This window comes from Acerihabitans arboris (assembly GCF_010131535.1).
In the GTDB taxonomy this organism is placed as follows: Bacteria; Pseudomonadota; Gammaproteobacteria; order Enterobacterales; family Enterobacteriaceae; genus Acerihabitans; species Acerihabitans arboris.
Genome location: NZ_WUBS01000011.1, coordinates 54,468 through 70,756, shown reverse-complemented (window position 1 = coordinate 70,756; position 16,289 = coordinate 54,468). Strand labels below are relative to the sequence as shown.

Here is a 16,289-nt window from a genome sequence, read left to right as displayed (position 1 = left end):
TCATTTTTTGTTTTCCCATAAGATATTAAGAAAAATTGTGAGACTGTTAACAGATTTTATTGCCGGGGCGATGCCTTTTTCCCCGTCGGTCCGTGTTGCCGCTCAGTCAGCGGATTATCACCTATTTATCGCGCATTCCCACATATACAATTATGGCCGTTTTAAGGTACATTTATCGATATTTTTCAGAGTCTCTGAAGTTAAGTGATTGATTTTATGATGGCTTGGTCAACGAGACACTATTCAATCCGAAACGGAGTAATTCATGACATCCCGAAAAGAGCTGGCGAATGCCATCCGCGCGTTAAGCATGGACGCGGTACAAAAAGCCAAATCCGGTCATCCCGGCGCCCCCATGGGCATGGCGGACATTGCCGAAGTGCTGTGGCGCGACTATCTTAACCATAATCCGTCCAATCCCAAATGGGCCGATCGCGACCGCTTTATCCTCTCCAACGGCCACGGCTCGATGCTGCTCTACAGCCTGCTGCACCTGACCGGCTACAACCTGCCGATCGAGGAGTTGAAGAACTTCCGCCAGCTGCATTCCAAGACCCCGGGCCACCCTGAATACGGTTATACCGACGGCGTGGAAACTACTACCGGCCCGTTGGGCCAGGGTATCGCCAACGCGGTGGGCATGGCGATAGCCGAGCGCACCCTGGCGGCGCAGTTCAACCGTCCGGGCCATGAGATCGTCGACCACCACACCTATGTGTTTATGGGCGACGGCTGCATGATGGAGGGCATCTCCCACGAAGTCTGCTCGCTGGCCGGCACCATGCGGCTCGGCAAGCTGATGGCGTTCTACGACGACAACGGCATTTCCATCGACGGGCATGTGGAAGGTTGGTTCAGCGACGACACCGCCAAACGCTTTGAAGCCTACGGCTGGCACGTGGTGCGCGGCGTTGACGGCCACGACGGCGATGCGTTGAAAGCGGCCATCGACGACGCGCGCGCCGTGACTGATAAACCGTCGCTGCTGATGTGCAAGACGGTGATTGGCTTCGGCTCGCCGAACAAGGCCGGTTCCCATGAAGCGCACGGCGCGCCGCTGGGCGAGGCGGAAGTGGCCGCCACCCGCGTGCAACTGGGCTGGAACTACCCGGCGTTCGAGATCCCGCGGGATATTTATGCCCAATGGGATGCCAAAGAAGCCGGCGCGGCCAAAGAGTCCGCCTGGAATGATAAATTCGTCGCCTACCAGCAAGCCTTCCCGGCGCTGGCGGCGGAATTCATCCGTCGGGCCGAAGGCCGCCTGCCGGCCGACTGGCGGGCGAAGAGCCAGGCGTATATCGAAAAACTGCAGGCCAATCCGGCCAATATCGCCAGCCGCAAAGCCTCGCAAAACGCCCTGGACGCCTTTGGCCCCGACCTGCCGGAGCTGCTGGGCGGCTCCGCCGACCTGGCGCCGAGCAACCTGACGATGTGGGCCAAATCCGTCTCCCTGGGCGATGATCAGGCGGGCAACTACATCCACTACGGCGTGCGCGAGTTCGGCATGACGGCGATAGCCAACGGCATCGCGGTGCACGGCGGTTTTGTGCCCTATACCGCCACCTTCCTGATGTTCGTGGAGTATGCCCGCAACGCGGCGCGCATGGCGGCGCTGATGAAAATCCGCTCCATCTATGTCTATACCCATGACTCGATCGGCCTGGGCGAGGACGGCCCGACGCACCAGCCGGTGGAACAGCTGGCTAGCCTGCGGCTGACGCCGAACATGCGCACCTGGCGCCCGTGCGACCAGGTGGAATCCGCCGTGGCCTGGCAGCAGGCCGTGGAGCATGCCACCGGCCCGAGCACGCTGGTGTTCTCGCGCCAGAACCTGGCGCAGCAGACGCGTAGCGCGCGGCAGCTGGCCGATATCGCCCGCGGCGGTTACGTGCTCAAGCAGTGCGATGGCCAGCCGGAGCTGCTGATTATCGCCACCGGTTCGGAAGTGGCGCTGGCGGTGTCGGCGTGGGAAACGCTGAGCGCCGAAGGCCGCCGGGTGCGGGTGGTGTCGCTGCCGTCGCCGGAGGTGTTCGACCTGCAGGACGCGGCGTACCGTGAAGCGGTGCTGCCGAAGGCGGTGAGCGCGCGGCTGGCCATCGAGGCCGGCATCGCCGATTACTGGTACAAGTATGTGGGCCTGAACGGCGCCATCGTCGGCATGACCAGCTTCGGTGAATCGGCCCCGGCCGAGGAGCTGTTTGCGCTGTTCGGTTTTACCGCCGAAAACGTGTTGGACAAGGCGCGCACGCTGCTGGCGTAAGCCATAAAGGCCGTCTTGCCCGTCATGAGCGCAAGCACGACTTTTACATCCATTAAGTCACTCTGCGGAGTGCTCAAGTTTGCTCTCGAGCCCCATGTTCCCCATGGGGCTTATTGTTAAGCGACCGAAGGTCGCGTTCGCGGTGGGTAAAGCGCTTGCTTCAACCTGCCGCTCATACTTTTCGCTGCCAGCCAGCCACGACGGATTTACCTGCCGCAGCGCCTGCAATTGCGAATCCGCCAGCGTGGAGGTCAATGGCGCCACCGATGCCATCAGGCTGTCCCGGTCCGGGTTGGTATCCAGCGAATAATGCCCCCACAACAGCAGGCCGCCCGCCAGTAAACTCATCATTACGCCGGCCGAGAACGCTTTCCACGCCGTAGCGGGTGCCGGCTGTGCAGCGATCGCCGCCACCTTTGCCCCGGGGACCGGCGGGACGACATACACCCACTTTGTACCGACCTGTTGCGGCGTCCCTTTGGCCAGATTATTCGCGCGAAATTCTGTCCTGGCCACCAGATGCGGCGAGCAGGCGGATAGCGCGACACCCGCTCCGGTACCTGCGGCATTAGGGTCTGCCGGGTCACTGTTTTCCAGTTTTATCGCGGCGTTATGCAGTTGGTGACGCAGTTCGTCCATCCGGCTTGCGTGTTTCAGGTCCAGGCGCTGCAATACCCTTCCAAGCGAGGCGAGATAGTGTTCCGCCTGATAAAGGTGAGCCAGGTCGGCATGGCTGAACGTAAAGGCGCGCATCACCTGCTGCAGGCGTTTACTCAGGCCGCTGATGATTTCCATGCGCGCATCTACCTGTTGCGGCCATACCGCCGGCCACTGATGAGTCAACAGCGCTTCCAGTATCGCCAAGCCTTCATTCAGTCCATGCAATGCGTCCAAATGGGTGCGCGCAAGTGTGTACCAGGCGGCGGTCTGTAATTCCGCGCCGTTTTGCGCAAATAACGACAGGCAGTTTTTTTCGGCGTGATGCCAGTTTACGTCCGGCCGCGCTGGATGCGTCAGTTTATTCAGCTCAGCGCGCAGTGCGGCATAATCGGGCAACGCGCGCGGGTCGCCGCCGGTTTTCAGTCGGCGTTCAGGTAAATGGGGCATGGGTAAAGGTTTTCCCGGAAACGGCCTGGTGTCGGCCTTTTTAATAATGTTGTGCCTGGTTCATAAAATTCTGTTGTTTCAGGTGATGGATAAGCACCCGGCCTTCAGGCATAAATTGCGTGCCGTAGCGGACCAGTCCCACGCCTTTCAGTTCGGCATCAATGGCATAGCGCAGTTCTCCCGGCATGCTCTGTTCAAGCAAAATCACCTCGATGCGCTTCAGGCGCGGTTCATATTTAAGCAGCACGCCGGAGAGCGCGCGCATCAGCTGATGCGCCGTTCCCGGCATCCCCTGCAGGATCCGGGTCATATCGGGCAGGCCGTAATCCGGCAGGTGGGCCAGGGTTCCGGCGCGGGCGTTAAGAATACGCTGCATATTATCCAGCACGGAGAGCACGACCTGCTCTTCCCCGCTGACCGCGTGCACTTCCAGCCCGCCGGTAAAATTCCCGAACAACGTCTCGTAGAGCGACGGGCTATGGTGATGGTCGGCCATGGCATCAGTCCTTTTCCGGTAACAACGTCAATACCTGCGCGTTCAGTTCAATCCGCCGCGGCGTATCGGGGGTAAGGTCTTCGCGCGCGAGCACCACGCGCCAGCTGTTATTAGCGGTATCCGGCGCCAGGAACATCGCCGCCACCGCCACGAATTGCGCGCTTTCTTCCATCGGCATATCCACCGCCACCGACTCGCCGGGGCGTACCCGGATATCTTTCTGCGCGACCAGATCGGATTTTAACGCCTGGCTGTCGTTGGCGAATAGCGAGGGATAATCACTGCTGTCCAGGGTTTTCCGGTCCTTCAGCTGATAAATACGCACCACGGTGGAAAGCGCCGCGCCGCCGTCGTTGTTGTTTACCGCCTCCCGGGCGCTGATATCCAGGTGCAGGGTTTTCACCTGCTGATAAAAAATGGCTTTGGCCACGGCCGCCGTGCCGTCGGTGACTTTCTGCGTCAGGCCGCAGCCGGCCAGGGTGGTGGTCAAAAACAGCGCCGGCAGGGCGCTGCGGTATTTACCAGCGATAATCGCCATACTCATCGGTTTCTCTCCGGTGAAAGTTTTCCTGAACACGCTGATAACGCCCCAGGCTGATAATAATGAAGTCATGGTCATGCTGACGAGGGATGAGAGCCTGACGACGCATGACGGCGGTGCGTCCCAGCCGCGCGCCGCTGAGCCCGGGCCGGCAGGACAGCGATGCGTCCGGCAGCAGCGAGCGGCGCAGGATTAACTGCAGCCGGAGATGCAGGCGGGCCCCCAGATAAACCTGGAGCAGCGCCAGCAGGTCCGTATGCAGTTGCCCGCCTGGCAACCATGCACGGGCTTCGTCCGGACCATCCGTGCTCAGCCGCAGCAGCGCCTGGCTATTGACCTCGGTTGCACAGGCGCCCATTACCGGACGTTGGGCGAGGCTGGCCGGTGACCGCGCATCCATCGTCAGCGGCCGGCGCAGTGGAATACGCAGCGGGTCATGGGGTATCACCTCCGCCCGGGTATCCGGCGCCAGCAGGCCAACCAGCGAGGCGATGCCCTCGGCCGTACGTCCGGGCAGGCGCATCGTGCCGGCCAGCGCCAGGAAGCGTGAGACCGGAGTGGCGATATTATCGGCGCACCCCGGGATGCCCAGGCCTGTCAGGCTCAGCAGGTATTGCGAGGTGGCATCCGTGCCGCCCGGCGCAAAGGTGGCCGGCCAGGAGTATTTACGCCAGATCCGGTAAAACTGGGTAATCAGCCGGTGGTTGAAGATATCCAGGAAGTCGCTGACGGCTTCATGGCCTTCGCGCCGCTGCGCGATATCATCGGTATAGGCCGTCGGCAGGGGGGATTGCACTCCGTAGAGCCCCATAAAGGTGACCCGGACCGTTGGCGGCTGATGGGGGTGTTCCGGCGGCTGCAGGGATTTCAGCTCGCCGGCCGGAAACCCCATGCCCGGATGTGGACGAAAGCGTACCGGTTCATGGCGAACCTGCCAGTCGCTGCCCGGCACCGGTTTATCCGGCCGGGTTTGTTCCAGTAACTGGCAGAAGCGGTAAAAATTAACGTACGGCAGCCGGTCGCCCAGTTGCGCCATCAGCCTGGCAGGCGTTGACTGTGATTTTCTTTCCACCGGATGCATTTTCCTTCAGGCTGGACAATCAGGGAGAGCTGGTTAAACAGATGGATGTCGGCGTACAGGGTAAAAAAACGGTTGAGCATTTCCCCGAACAGGTAGGTGTCCCCCTCGCCGGTAAACCCGTTCCCGTCAAGGGTGACTTCAATATCGATCCCCCGCAGCAGGAAACCTTTCTCAAACCGCTGTATCTGGTGATGCCGTACCTCCAGGATTGCGTCGAGCCGGCGGTTATTGAGTTCATCGCCTTGCCAGTTGTACAGTTCCAGCGTGCCGCGCAGCACCTCCGCGCTGTCCATCATATTGAGAAAGCTGGTGCCGAGGTGGCTCAGTACCCGCCAATGGAAACGGTCTTCCGCCGGCGGATAGGCCGGCAGGGTCGGCTTGCATAAATTGCGCACCTCAAGCGGGGTACGCAAAATTTGTTCGCAGCGATCCAGCAGCGTACTTTGCAACGCCCGACGCGGCAGCTGACCGTTGGTGCCGGTGACTCTCAGCGACAGGGTCTCATGCTCAACGCCGCGTTCCGCGTCCCACAGCCGGCCGCCGAGGATAAGCCAGGTATCGTGCAGGCCCGTTACGCCGCGCCGTACGCGCGTATGGTAATAACGTTCGGGGGCATGGCGGCGCTGCATCCCGCCTTGGTGGCGGAAACTGGTGAACGGCGCATACGCCGCGTCGCCGGTGCGCTGCGAGCCGGTCACGTTATCCACCGAATAAATTTCGGTATGCCCGTCCTGCAGGCGTCTGGGGCGCAGCAGATATTCGCTTTCCAGGCCGCTTATCACCAGCGGGTCGGCTTCGAGGGTAAAGAGATTAATCACCGGCACGCAGTGCAGGCGCAGGTCATCGTCGGTCACCGGTAAATCGCTTTGCCAGGGCGTGCTGAATACCACCTCCAGATCAAAATGGCTGATACCCGGCGGCAGCGTTACGCGCTCCAGTCCGTTGAGGTGCAGGAACATAAATTTTTCGCGGAAGGTGAAATATTCGAGCAGCAGCTGATAACCGCTGAACGCGCTTTCCCCTTGCGGCCACAGGCGGTCGTCCGCGTCAAAGCCCGCCGGGGAAAACCAGCCGTCAATCCGGCTTCTGTCCGCCTGGCCGGCCGGACGCAGGTAGATCGCGGCCTGCCGTCTGGTCAGCATCAGATGCAGGGCGCTGGAGACCGGCGCGTGCGCCGCCAGATACAGACTAAGACGATGTAAATTGACCTCCGGCCGGTCGCCCAGCCCGCCACAGGCAAAGCGGATGCGCAGCATGGAACGGCCGTCCGGCTCCGTCGTCATCATCACCCTAGCTATTTTCAGCGGATTCAGCACCGTCTCCCGGGTGGTGCGGTACTGGCAGACGGTGTTTTTCGGCCCCACCGGCTGTGAATAGACTTCCAGCCCGGCCGGTACGGCTTCAGCCATTTTCATGGCGGCCACCTCCGGCAGCAGCTCCACTACCGCCAGCGACGGGATGGTACGCAGGTAATGCGGCCAGAGCTGGCTGACCAGCCCTTCAGTGAACTCCGGCAGGTCATCATCAATCTTTTCACGCAGCCGCCCCACCGAGAAGGCAAAACCTTCAAACAAGCGCTCAACGTAAGGGTCCGGCGTGCCGGCCTTATCCAGATCCAGCGCCGCCGCCCGGTCAGGGTGGGTTTGCGCGAACTCTTTTGCCGCCTCGCGCAGATAGCGCATTTCGGCATCGAAATAGCGCAGGGTTAAATCGTCCATATCTTCCTGTTTCTGATGATGTTTTTTATTAACCGCATAGCACCATCGCCCGTGCCGGATCAATGGCGATTAATCCCGCGAGCAGCTGCTCCATGTCGGGCAGCAGGCGGGTTTTATCCGCTTCGCTGCGCCCGGCTTTTATGCGCAGCATCTTCAGGCGGCGGGCTTTGACCTCAAACAATAACGCCGGCTCCCAGCGCGCCAGCGTAAGCGAAGCGGCGTTATCGTCCAGTTCGTCCAGCAGATGGAGCGCCAGGTCATTACGGCCGTATTGCTCGGCCACGCGCGCCATCAGCAGCCTTATCAGCCATTGGTTGCGCGGCGTGGCGGCGCCGGGCCGCCGCTGCAGCCAGCCCAGCGCGGCCTCGGGGCCGTCGCTGTCGGCAAGCGCGATCGCTTCCGGCTCCAGTTGCATGATGTCGTTGTCTTCGTTTGTGGCGGCCGGGGCGACGCTATCATCGCCCCAGCCGATCCGGCTATCCAGCACTTGCCGGTTAATCCAGTTCAGAGTCACCTCATCGGCGAAGGGCGTGCCGTCGTTAAATGCCAGCGTTTCCAGCCCGGGCAGGCGCGTCAGCAGCCCCTTCAGGTTTTGCGCGATGATATCGGCCCACGTGTCGTGCGGGGGAGCTGCCCGGCTCAGGGCCTGGTGAAGGTACCATTGCAAATCCAGCCAGAGATGACAGGCGCCGCGTGAAAACAGGCTGTCGCCCTGCTCCAGCAGTTCCAGCCAGCTTTGCTGCAGGTACAGGCGTTTAAGCAGCGCGCGCTGGTCCGGTTTTGGTGGCTCGATCCGGGTACGCCCGTCCGCCGCCAGCGGCGGCAACTGGTGCAGGGTGTCGTGACGCACGCTTTTCATCAGATGATGGGCTGCCAGCCAGCCGTCCGGCTGACCGCGCAGATATTTGGCCAGCCCGCGAACCTGTTCAAGCAATTCCCGTCCCGAGGTGATGGCGGCGGCGCCGTTTTTACCGGCGGATGACTGACCGCCGTCGGCGCCGGCATTCTGCGGCACCACCGCATCCGGGCCGCCGGATCTTTCCAGCCGGATTTCCAGGGCGCCGTATAGCCCCCCCAGACAGGGCCGGGTACCATCTTCGGACCCTGCGGTTATCCGTTCGATTAACAGCAGCGCGCCGACAATGCGCGCCAGGTCATCCCCGGCCACTTCCGGATAAAGAGACAGGCTGTCCAGTACCCGCTGTCCCGCCAGCCACTCCAGTGCCGCCCTGCGGCTGCGGCTGCGCCGCGGATGCAGGGCGCCGCCAAAATGCTCCAGCAGCCCGGCCAGCAGTTCCAGCCCGTCGGCCAGTCCGTTTTCGCCATCGCGCCGCAACCGGGCCCAGATGTAATACGTGGCGACACGGATATCCTTGGTGGTGCCGGTGAGCAGCTTTTCCGCCAGCCGGCAGATAAGATCGGTATCCGCGCCGGAGAGCTTATTCACCTCCTCGCGCATTTGCTGGAAGTTGTCGTCATAGCCGGGGTCCTCGCCGGTGGGGGATGACGTGGCAATGGGCCTGAGCCAGTTTTCCCACCGGGCGATTTGCCGCCGCGCGGTATGTTGCAGAGCCTCGGCGTCCGTATGGCAGGCCAAAAGCAGGGATTGCAATGTCGCCATCAGTCGTCGAACTCCCCATGGTCTGTGGCTGCCTCTGCCGCGTTATTCACGCGGAATATCCGCGCGGGAAGCGTGAAGTTGCGCAGTTTAAGCAGGGCCAGCGGGCCTTCGCCGGCTTCGGTGCGCAGGGTGTAGTTAAGCGAGCGTCCATCCGGCGCTTTCCAGGCGAGGCTGAAGCTGCTGCCCACGCCCGGATAGGGCGTGACGCCGGCTTTATCCAATAAGCGTATCCAGCCCCAGGCGCCCGGCAGGTCCGCAAACTGGCGCGTTCCCGCCTGCGTGCTTACCCAGCTTAAACTGGCGCCCGGCGCTTCGGTATCCGCCGGCCAGGCAAAACGCTGCCATGCCGGTATCTGGTTAACATAGGTAAGTTTACGGCCATCGACGGTCAGCTTGGTTTCCATAACGCCCGCCGCCGTGCCCGGGCGTAGTTCAAAATGCAGGCCGGCTTCGCCGGTGGTGAATACCACATCGGCAAGGTGGCTGAGCAAATTGACGGCATTCAGGAATGCCGGATCAAAAGCCAGGCCCTGGGCGTTAATGCTGTCCGGTACCCAGCGGCTTCCCTCTTTATGCAGCACGCCGCCCAGCCGGGTCTGCAAAAAGCGTGTAATGCGTCCGCTGTCGGCATTCAGGTATTGGGCCAGCAGAGGCAATGAAGCTTCACTGCCGACGTTCTTAAACGGATAGCGTCCACCGAAGGTACTGTTCCAGTCTTCCACGATGGCGGCCCGCCATTGCGCGTTAAGGCTGGCGGCGGCGGGCAACAGCACTTTCTGCCATGACTGTTCCATCGGCTGCACAAATACCGTCTGGCCGAACCCGCTCCACTCCTGCCCGAGGCTGGCCGCCACCAGACTGCCATAATCCCGGGTGGCGGTTAAATCCACCGATTTTCCCTGGAATACCGTTTGCGCCAGCGCCTGCGTCATCGCCTGCGGGTCAGCGCCGCCTGTCGCCTGCTGCAGCCGCAGGCGCACCTGGGTTACCCGCGTCAGGAACGTCCGCAGGCTGAGCGTGGTGCTTTCCTGGCCATCCATCAGGGCCAGCAGCGGCCCGAAGGTTGCATCCATGGGGCCGCGCGCTTCGGCCTGCTGGTCTATCGCGGGCTGCGCATCACGGTTAAACAGCTCTTTCGCCGACTTCACCAGCGAGTCCGCCAGCGCGCGGCCGGTCTGGCCGGCGCGGCCCTGGAAACTTAACGTGTTCATCAGCGCCACCAGGGGTGACTGGCGCACGTCGGCCATCAGCGTCAGCTGGTCAACGGCGTCGGAAAGGGTGACCGCCCGCCGCCAGCGCAGGCTGTTAAGAAAACCCAGCCAACTGCCGGCGAAGTCGGCAAAATAGCGCTCCGTTAACCGCGCCCTTAGCGCCTCCGGCGAGGTTTGCTGTGCCGCCGGCTGGGCGTGGTCGCTCAGTACCCAGTCCATCTCTTCCCGGCGATCGGCGACCGTTTTATCGATGGCGGGCTGAACGGCTTCCTCCCAGGCCTGGCGGGTAAACATCCCCGGCACCACCTCATCGGTGGTGAACAGGCGCGCGGCGTCGGTATCGCCGGTCATGTCGCGCAGCCGCATGTCGGCGTACTGATTTGCTATCCGCGCCAGCATTTTCTGGTAGAGGGAGGCGTCGCTGTTGCGCATGCCCATCTGGCGCACCAGCAGGGTACGCGCCTGGGACACCAGATTGTCGTCCGCCCGCAGGCGCCACTCCGGATGCCGCGCCAGATTGGCGGCATAAAACGCCAGCAGGGCCGGTCCCTGGCCCTGCCAGGCGCCGTCCGGCACGCCGTCGCGTCGCGGCCAGTCTTTCAGCAGCGCGGAAGCAAACCACCCGGCTTCCATGCGCCCGGAGCGCGTGAGCATCAGATACAGTTTCAGCTGGTTGTAGGCAGGATTAAGCAACAGGGCGCGTAGCGGACTGTCCGGCGGGAGCTGTATCAGCGCATTCAACCGTTGCGCAAGACGTTCCGCCGCCGCGTCCCGCAGCAACGGCAGGGCGCCGCGCCCATAACGCGGCCACAGCGCCGCCAGCAGAGGCTCATTTTGACTCAGTCCGAAACGGGCATGCCAGGGCACGCCATGCTGTGAACGGTACTGAAGCCGATCCAGGGTTTGCTGGAGAACAAGCAGTGATTCCAGCCGCATGGGCAGGGGCAGCTGCGCGCTGGCCGCCTGCCGCGCCTGTTCCCGCGCATTCTCGACCATATGGCGGTTCACCAGAAAAGACATCGCCATGCCGGCCGCCCACAGTACCATTAGCGCAACCGCCGCCACCCGCAGCGCCCGCCCCCAGGCAAACCCCGTTTTCCGGGCTTTCAGCCCGGGGGGTAAAGACGGCAGGGCGCGCAGCAACAGATCCCAGCGGTTGTCCCGCCCCCAGTGATGTTGCACGCTGCGGGCCGCGCCGGCGCTGGCGGGGCTGAACATCACCCCCGCCAGCGCCAGCGGACGGTACGGGTTGAGCAATATAGCAAGCGGCTCCGTCATGCCGTCGGGTCGCCGCGTCAGCTGGTCCGCCAGGCTTAGCAGAAAAAGATGCCGGGAATTATCGCAGGCCTGCTGCGTTCCCTGGGCGGCCAGAGCGGGGATCAGCTCCGCCAGGAGACGCGCCATTGCCTGTGGCCGGCAGCCTGGCGGCAGCAGGCAGCCCACCGGCTGGGTTATACGTCCCGGCTGCCCGCCCGCGCCGGCGTGCAGCGACCAGACAAACAGCGGCAAACGCGCGCCCAGCGCTTCGCAACGCACGCTCAGTGCATGGGCGAGACGGTCCATGGCATCGGCGCAAAGCGTGGGCGCGTTTTCCGGCACGCCCAGAGACAACGGCCGGTCAAGCGTCGCGGTCACCCATACCAGGCCATCCAGGGGACGACGGCGCAGTTTACGCAGCGCGCCCAGCCAGGCGGCATCGGCGTCCTCGTCCGGATCGCCGCCCCACAGCAGCACGGTGCCCCGATCTTCCTGCCAGTACTGGGTGGTCAGACCCGGGGCCAGTTGCTCCACCTCGGCGGTGCGACCGGTCAGCAGCAGGAAGCGGGCGTTAAGGGGCCATAGGAGACCGTAGTGGTGGCGCAGCGTCTGGCGCAGTGCATTAATAGAAGCATGATGTTTTGGCATGGGGGCAGAGACTGTTTTTGGCAATTCTGGCTGAAGCGGTTGCTGTCTTTTATTTTGTTGCCAACGCCACCAGAACGGCATTACGGTCAAGGTAATAAGCGCTATTGCAAATATTACCCCCCATAAGGACCAGATAACAGATGACGGTAGTCCACGGCTGTTCAGATGTGCCATATTCATATACAGGATAAAGGCAGAGAGTCCTGCCATTCCCGCGATAAGCACAAAATAACCCCAAAAACCAAAATGGGGTATATGCGATGTTTTACCGGTATTCATGAAAACAATTCCCTGGTGATTAAACACATCCATCCTGATGGTTGTGGCATTTGACTGATGATTAATTGATCCTTGGATGTTAAGTCGGCCGCTTCCGCCAGCATTGCCAGCGTTATGGCAAAAGACAGCTCTCCCGGCGGTCCGAAAGTGAGATCAATATAATGAAACGGCTGCTTTAGGGGAAGACGCCAGTGCCGTTTGTAAGCAAACTGTGCAATCACGGGCTGTGTTCCCTCTATTTCACCTGACAGCCAGACATATTCTGGCGGCCTTGTGTCCAGTCCGTTATAATTAAATAACATCTTTAGTTCTTCGTTAAGATTTTTGTGTTCAAGAGGCATCATGCGGCCTAGTCCGGCTAGGCATTGCAACTTATGCTGAGAAACATATTCTGGCGACGTAATGAGCTGGGCTGAAATCAGCTCACTGGATTTTCGTGGGATATGGCCAGGCCAGTGCTGTAAGCAAAGGATCATAGCAATGCTATTTTTATCTTGAATATCGAACAGATCGGATATAAAACTGACATCTGTCATGAACTCCGGTATTAAATGCCACTGTTTGTAAACAGCAGAAGCGACAGATTTCTGGTTAGATTCAGCAGATAATAAAACATAAATCGTATTAAGATGATTCCGATATCCAGGAAACTGTTTTTTTAGTAATAAATCAATATCAACTAAATACCCATCTACTTCCTGAGGCATTCCGGCAAGTTGTCTGCCCCTTTTGGGAAACATCGATATATCAGCCGGGTTTCCGATTAATAACTGCATGCCAGCTGATTCAGGGGACAATAAAACGTTACCGGCTATAGCCAGTTGCCTCCGGCTCCATTGTTTCCACCGTGTTTGGGTATGTTCTGTTTCACTTTTCCAGTATTGGGCTGCGACCCTGGATTGTTCAAAACGATTTAAAGTCACGCCGAACGCACACATCCATAATAATAGACCCGGAAGCACCCCATATGACAATATTTGCCAATAATCAGTGAGCTTACCGATAAATAGGGCAGTTAACGCTCCCGCGGTCAGCAATAGCAATAGAATAATAACCCAAAGGCTATAGCGAGGTGGCGATATAGGCGGTTGCGGAGGAATTTCAGGAACAGGCCAGGCCATAATTATGCCTCGATACTTTCTTCGGGCCTGGAGCTGATCACCCGGCAGCCACATTCACACCGACAATCATTCACTACAACGGCTCTCCCCTCATCAAACGTTGTGAGCGATCCTTCCGTAATGGCATTTGTGCCATGTTCAGGACAGGAAACCAGATCGCCCACCAGCGCTGCGTTTATACCGTTAAAAGACAGGGTGGATGAAGCTGTTTTCACATTTCCACCGTGAGTAGTTGCATCACCTAAACAAACAATACCAGACATAGTTCCTCCTGGGTTTTATTAGCAGAATAAAGCGACCGGAGATGTAAAAGCAGCAGGATTAATCAGAACGCGTTTGGCCGCAGACGAAATGTTCTGGTAATACGTTCCCAGATATCCACCAGTTGGGCGGTGTTGTATGTATCTGACACCAGGCTCGCATTATGCAGTTGAACAGAAAGCAGAGGGTGATGATAATCTGCTATTGTTTCATTTGCATTAAAAATGAAGCGATATCCATCAACTATATTGCCACGTACTTCTTGCTTACCTTTTATTAACCATTCCTCTGCATCCATATCAGGCAATGACACTTTTCCTTTGTGTAACGTATGGGAGTGGAGCTTATTAAGGACAGGCTCAATATCCCTGCGTCCCCAATCCAGAAGACTTTCATTTCTTTTTAAGTAATTATTGGTTTTAGCATAGATAATGATGCCAGACTGCTGAAAAAAAAGAGTGCTATCTTCCTTGCCTTTGCCTTTTCCATCAGCAATAAACCCATCAGGAATGCAGGTTCCGGGCTGTACGGGGATGCTATCATCTTCGCGCCCGCTCAGGCGGGAGATCAAATCATGCATCTCAGCCAGATTTTGGGGTTTGGTATTCGCCGTCGCTGGGTTGGCCTCATCACGCAAAAAAAAATCGCGTTCTTTAGTAAAACGCTCATCTGAATAATCTGTAATCTCGCTATGCATGATAAAAGCTACATCATTGGAAAATAAATGCCCCTCCAAAATACGGCCAAAACCCGGGACGCTTTCATTTTCATTGCGGTCAAATATGATGGCATTGTCCTTTAACCGATAAACCTGCTTAAGGAAAGGCTGATCTATTACTCTCACGGTATGGCCTTTTGCCAGCTCCTGTTCGCGCAGGCGAATACGCTGTTCAAATGCCGGACGGCTGATGCGTTTACTGGTAATACGCATCTCGTTAATTTTTGCCGAGTCATGGCGGGTATTAATAAACGAATCGGGCACCTCAAAGATATAACGGCCGACGCACTGCGCTTTGGTTTTGGTAAATAAAAAATCAATCATATTTTTTTCCTCGGCAGTCAGGGGTTGCACCGACGTATTGCGATATAAAAACCAGCACACAATGCCGGCAATACTTACTATGCCAATCAGTGCAAGCAGGTCCTTTAGCCGCATGGCGGCACCTCCCGCACCATTTTTACAACAGAATAAAGAGTGAATTTCATGGCAACGGAGAGCGTGCCTCCCATGGCAATATTGCCGGCGTTATAGGCGCCCTCGTGGTCAACATCGGTCGCCAGCGATCCACGCAGCTGGTGTAAAGCTATCTTACCGCCCTTAACCGGCACGGTACCGTCCCCGGGACTACCCGATGAGGTCAGTTCAAACGTTTTCCCGGTTGCCTGACGGTAAGTGGGAAACTGCAAAATAGGACGACCATACACCGGCCTTTGAAACTGGCGTTCCCGCCATATCAGATATTCGTCGGAGGGTTTTTTTTCGCTGGCGCCGTAAAAAATCCAGGTTTGGGGATGGTATTTATTGCTTAAACCTTCAATAAAATTCTTAACTTTGTTGGTAATTATTTTTTCAAATTTATTCCACTCTACCTCCGGCCTTCCACCTGAAATACCGGCATCATACAGTCGCCACCAATCGTTTTTATTTAAATAGATTTCAGAATAGGGATCGGACACCGGCCAGCTCTCAATTTTATTCCCGTTTTGTATTTTCAGCCAGCCGGGGCCATATGCCGTGCCCGGCAGTAATTGTAATGGCCCCGGCGATTGCGCCAGCACCGGCATCAGGGCCTCTGCGTTCGGGCCAATAACCGCGCCGACGATGCCACGTTCACCGGTTTTCATCCGCCGATAGGTGGCGGGTGAGCCAAGGTCGGGCATTACGCCATGCACGATACCCAGGATATTTTCCCGGCCCCCCATATTTTCAGAATAATGACGGGCGACCAGGCCCCCCATGGAGTGGGTTATCAGTATAACTTTTTCCATGGCCAGGCGCCCATGGTACATCCCCAAAACCTGGGCGATATAATCCCCTAAACGCGTTGCCGACTCCGCATTGGACTGCAGCCAGTTATAGCCGAATACATGCAGCGGGAATAAAAAATCGTAACTGTGCCTGACTTCAGGTTCAGTCAGACACTGTTCTTCCTTTTGAGCCTGTTCTACTCCCAGCTTTTCACCGATAAGCTGCTGGCGGGTGGTTAATCGCCGTGTTCCGTGAAAAAGATTATCGAGAAGGATATGCCCATCGTTAAGCATCAACTGCAGAATATGCAGCGATTCGCCATAGTTTTTGAAAAGAGCCGTTCCCCAGCCGCGCTGCTCCCTTGATGGGAACATGGTGCCTTCTTGTTCGTTAAAGTGGATGAACCCGTCGTTATCGATATCAGTATTTGCCGGATCGAGCAGCAGCTTTCTTTCTACGGCACCTTTTTTTATCCATTTTAACGCATCTACTCCCTGATAAAGATTAGCATGCCATATTCTTTTATCCTTCCCGTTTTTCAAGTTTGTACCCATTACCCCCGGCAAAAAAATCACCGGAATAACCTTATCCGCGACTTTTGGACAAACAGCCACCAGGTTATGGTCTGCCCTGGCATTGGGTATGTTATAATAAGGCCGCCCCTGCGTGTCATATTCTGGCAGGACTACCACTTCATTTTCGGTTAGCAGGGTCATGGT

General features: G+C 58.3%; 12 protein-coding genes. 1 reads left to right on the top strand and 11 read right to left on the bottom strand.

Annotated features, from left to right (window positions below; translation table 11 throughout):
• Positions 1-265 precede the first annotated feature (265 nt).
• Positions 266-2,260 (top strand): transketolase, encoded by a 1,995-nt coding sequence (gene tkt / locus GRH90_RS15765; RefSeq protein WP_162366919.1) that lies wholly within the window; start codon positions 266-268, stop codon positions 2,258-2,260.
• 57 nt (positions 2,261-2,317) lie between these two features.
• Here tkt and GRH90_RS15760 read toward each other — a convergent pair whose 3' ends face one another.
• The 11 genes from GRH90_RS15760 to GRH90_RS15710 all read right to left on the bottom strand — a co-directional run bounded on the left by GRH90_RS15760 (position 2,318) and on the right by GRH90_RS15710 (position 16,286).
• Positions 2,318-3,367: a type VI secretion system ImpA family N-terminal domain-containing protein gene (locus tag GRH90_RS15760; RefSeq protein WP_162366918.1), complete on the bottom strand. Its 1,050-nt coding sequence runs from the start codon at positions 3,365-3,367 to the stop codon at positions 2,318-2,320.
• A gap of 40 nt (positions 3,368-3,407) precedes the next feature.
• Entirely contained in the window at positions 3,408-3,863 is a 456-nt protein-coding gene (gene tssE / locus GRH90_RS15755; protein WP_162366917.1) for a type VI secretion system baseplate subunit TssE, read from the bottom strand.
• 4 nt (positions 3,864-3,867) lie between these two features.
• On the bottom strand, positions 3,868-4,401 hold the full coding sequence (gene tssJ / locus GRH90_RS15750; RefSeq protein ID WP_178113176.1) for a type VI secretion system lipoprotein TssJ: 534 nt from the start codon (positions 4,399-4,401) through the stop codon (positions 3,868-3,870).
• Complete coding sequence (gene tssG, locus GRH90_RS15745; RefSeq protein WP_162366915.1) at positions 4,382-5,485, bottom strand: type VI secretion system baseplate subunit TssG; 1,104 nt, start codon at positions 5,483-5,485, stop codon at positions 4,382-4,384. Before tssG ends, tssJ begins: the two co-directional genes overlap by 20 nt.
• A complete protein-coding gene (gene tssF / locus GRH90_RS15740) occupies positions 5,440-7,203 on the bottom strand; it encodes a type VI secretion system baseplate subunit TssF (RefSeq protein ID WP_162366914.1) in 1,764 nt (587 codons plus the stop codon). The genes tssG and tssF overlap by 46 nt, the downstream gene beginning before the upstream one ends.
• Before the next feature lie 28 nt (positions 7,204-7,231).
• Positions 7,232-8,824 carry a type VI secretion system protein TssA gene (gene tssA, locus GRH90_RS15735; RefSeq protein ID WP_162366913.1) on the bottom strand — a complete coding sequence of 531 codons (1,593 nt, stop codon included), beginning with the start codon at positions 8,822-8,824 and terminating at the stop codon, positions 7,232-7,234.
• A complete protein-coding gene (locus GRH90_RS15730) occupies positions 8,824-12,219 on the bottom strand; it encodes an ImcF-related family protein (protein WP_376766086.1) in 3,396 nt (1,131 codons plus the stop codon). Before GRH90_RS15730 ends, tssA begins: the two co-directional genes overlap by 1 nt.
• Complete coding sequence (locus GRH90_RS15725) at positions 12,216-13,340, bottom strand: KPHS_23130 family T6SS system protein (RefSeq protein ID WP_162366912.1); 1,125 nt, start codon at positions 13,338-13,340, stop codon at positions 12,216-12,218. The genes GRH90_RS15730 and GRH90_RS15725 overlap by 4 nt, the downstream gene beginning before the upstream one ends.
• A 2-nt stretch (positions 13,341-13,342) precedes the next feature.
• Positions 13,343-13,603, bottom strand: coding sequence for a PAAR domain-containing protein (locus GRH90_RS15720; protein ID WP_162366911.1), 261 nt, complete (start codon positions 13,601-13,603; stop codon positions 13,343-13,345).
• A gap of 62 nt (positions 13,604-13,665) precedes the next feature.
• Positions 13,666-14,757: a Tli4 family immunity protein gene (locus GRH90_RS15715; protein WP_162366910.1), complete on the bottom strand. Its 1,092-nt coding sequence runs from the start codon at positions 14,755-14,757 to the stop codon at positions 13,666-13,668.
• The gene (locus GRH90_RS15710) at positions 14,748-16,286 is read right to left on the bottom strand and encodes a Tle4 family T6SS lipase effector (RefSeq protein ID WP_162366909.1); all 1,539 of its coding nucleotides are present in this window, start codon (positions 16,284-16,286) and stop codon (positions 14,748-14,750) included. The genes GRH90_RS15715 and GRH90_RS15710 overlap by 10 nt, the downstream gene beginning before the upstream one ends.
• Positions 16,287-16,289 lie beyond the last annotated feature (3 nt).

Coding starts and splice junctions, on each gene's coding strand:
- tkt (WP_162366919.1), top strand. CDS start 266: ATGACATCCCGAAAAGAGCTGGCGAATGCCATCCGCGCGTTAAGCATG.
- GRH90_RS15760 (WP_162366918.1), bottom strand. CDS start 3,367: ATGCCCCATTTACCTGAACGCCGACTGAAAACCGGCGGCGACCCGCGC.
- tssE (WP_162366917.1), bottom strand. CDS start 3,863: ATGGCCGACCATCACCATAGCCCGTCGCTCTACGAGACGTTGTTCGGG.
- tssJ (WP_178113176.1), bottom strand. CDS start 4,401: ATGGCGATTATCGCTGGTAAATACCGCAGCGCCCTGCCGGCGCTGTTT.
- tssG (WP_162366915.1), bottom strand. CDS start 5,485: ATGCATCCGGTGGAAAGAAAATCACAGTCAACGCCTGCCAGGCTGATG.
- tssF (WP_162366914.1), bottom strand. CDS start 7,203: ATGGACGATTTAACCCTGCGCTATTTCGATGCCGAAATGCGCTATCTG.
- tssA (WP_162366913.1), bottom strand. CDS start 8,824: ATGGCGACATTGCAATCCCTGCTTTTGGCCTGCCATACGGACGCCGAG.
- GRH90_RS15730 (WP_376766086.1), bottom strand. CDS start 12,219: ATGAATACCGGTAAAACATCGCATATACCCCATTTTGGTTTTTGGGGT.
- GRH90_RS15725 (WP_162366912.1), bottom strand. CDS start 13,340: ATGGCCTGGCCTGTTCCTGAAATTCCTCCGCAACCGCCTATATCGCCA.
- GRH90_RS15720 (WP_162366911.1), bottom strand. CDS start 13,603: ATGTCTGGTATTGTTTGTTTAGGTGATGCAACTACTCACGGTGGAAAT.
- GRH90_RS15715 (WP_162366910.1), bottom strand. CDS start 14,757: ATGCGGCTAAAGGACCTGCTTGCACTGATTGGCATAGTAAGTATTGCC.
- GRH90_RS15710 (WP_162366909.1), bottom strand. CDS start 16,286: ATGACCCTGCTAACCGAAAATGAAGTGGTAGTCCTGCCAGAATATGAC.